This is a genomic window from Bradyrhizobium sp. CCBAU 11361, assembly GCF_028128935.1.
In the GTDB taxonomy this organism is placed as follows: Bacteria; Pseudomonadota; Alphaproteobacteria; order Rhizobiales; family Xanthobacteraceae; genus Bradyrhizobium; species Bradyrhizobium niftali.
The window spans coordinates 1-1,354 of sequence record NZ_LBJZ01000093.1 but is presented as its reverse complement, the minus strand read 5'-3'; the positions used below and the strand labels follow the sequence as shown (position 1 = coordinate 1,354).

Annotated in this window: 1 protein-coding gene; it reads left to right on the top strand. The window is 63.8% G+C overall.

Going from position 1 to position 1,354, the window contains the following annotated elements; genetic code table 11:
* A partial coding sequence (locus XI08_RS10010; protein ID WP_271574288.1) for an IS701 family transposase occupies positions 1 to 1,235 on the top strand: 1,235 nt, incomplete at its 5' end.
* Positions 1,236 to 1,354: the final 119 nt, after the last annotated feature.

The window sequence follows — 1,354 nt, the reverse complement described above, 5'->3', positions numbered from 1 at the left end:
CGTCGGTTGAAGTTACGCTGACGCTGTGGGCTTCGTCGTTGCGAGATATCAAGCAACGCATCCGTCCGCTGTTTACGCAGGAGCGGGTCGCGGCCGCGGCGGGGCAGTTTCTCGACGGACTATTGGGCAACGAGCCGCGCAAGACGGGTTGGATGCGGGCGGAAGCGGCCGGCGATCCAGGCCCGTGGCGCCAGCAAGCGATCCTGGGTCGGGGGCAGTGGGACGCCGATGCGCTGCGCGATATTGTCCGTGAATACGCGCTGGAAACGCTCGGCGATGCGGACGCGGTTCTGGTCATCGATGAGACCGGCTTTTTGAAACAGGGCAAGGCCTCATGCGGCGTCGCGCGCCAGTACACCGGCTCGGCGGGCAAGATCACCAATTGCCAGATCGGAGTGTTCGCCGCCTACGTGTCGCGGCATGGCCATGCCTTCATCGACCGGGCACTCTACCTGCCAAAGGACTGGACGGACGACCCCGCTCGCCTGAAGGCCGCGCATGTCCCGAGCGATGCGGGCTTTGCGACGAAGCCCAAGATCGCGCGTCACATGATCGCTCGCGCGATCGCCGCACAGGTGCCGTTCTCGTTCGTGGCCGCGGACAGCGTGTATGGCACGGGTGAGATCGAAACCCTGCTACGCAAGGCGGGCAAAGGCTATGTTCTGGGTGTTGCGTCCAATCATGTGTTCCGTTCCTGGGGCAAGCCGCAGCCTGTCGCCGGCACCGGCTCCGCGATCGCGCAGAGCCTTCCCAAGAAGGCCTGGCGCCGCCTGGCGTCCGGCGAGGGGACCAAAGGGCCGCGCTGGCACGACTGGGCCTATCTCGAGCTGGCCGATCTCGACGCCAGTGAATACAACGACGACCTCGCCGGGGAATGGACGCGGGGTCTTCTGATCCGCCGCAACATCGTCGACGGCAGCTTGGCCTTCTTCTCCACATGGTGCCCCAATGGCACCTCCATGCAGAAGCTGGTGTCGGTGGAAGGCCATCGCTGGGCCATCGAGGACAGCTTCGAAACCGCCAAGAACGAGCTCGGCCTTGATCACAACGAAACCCGCTCCTGGCATGGCTGGCATCGCCATGTCGCACTCGTCATGCTTGCCTTCGCCATGATGGCCGTCATCCGTCATCGGGCCAACACCGGGTCGTTGCTTAAAAAAACACGACCGCGGCCTCGACCGAAGCATCGTTCTTGGTCCGCTGGTCGATCCAGGAAATCCGTCGCCTCGCCATGAAGCTTGCGCAGCGGCGCATCCCGCACGCCCATATCCTCGCATGGTCGTCCTGGCGTAGGGCCCATCAGGCCAACGCGCGCAAAGCCCACCTCAGGAAAAAATTGCAACTGTAATGCTAG